1 protein-coding gene is annotated in these 341 nt (G+C 41.9%); it reads left to right on the forward strand.

Features of this window, described 5'->3' with window-relative positions; translation table 11 throughout:
* Positions 1–341: hypothetical protein (locus AB4653_RS27310; RefSeq protein ID WP_372105807.1), on the forward strand; the 341-nt coding region annotated here is incomplete at both ends.

Here is a 341-nt window from a genome sequence, read left to right on the forward strand (position 1 = left end):
CATACCTGTTATCGATCCAGCTTGATTCTTTCGACAAATTCATCGAACAGGATCCTGAAGGTCAATACGGTCTTGAAGCTGCTTTCCGTTCTGTATTTCCAATTCAGAGCTACAACGGCAATTCTGAGCTGCAATACGTTAGCTACCGTCTTGGTGAGCCAGTTTTTGACGTTAAAGAATGTCAAATCCGCGGTGTTACTTACTCAAAGCCACTACGCGTAAAACTACGTCTAGTTATCTTTGATCGAGATGCACCAGCAGGTACTGTAAAAGACATTAAAGAACAAGAAGTCTACATGGGCGAAATTCCGCTTATGACTGACAATGGTACTTTCGTAATT

This window comes from Vibrio sp. 10N.222.48.A3 (assembly GCF_041475345.1).
Lineage (GTDB): Bacteria > Pseudomonadota > Gammaproteobacteria > Enterobacterales > Vibrionaceae > Vibrio > Vibrio tasmaniensis_A.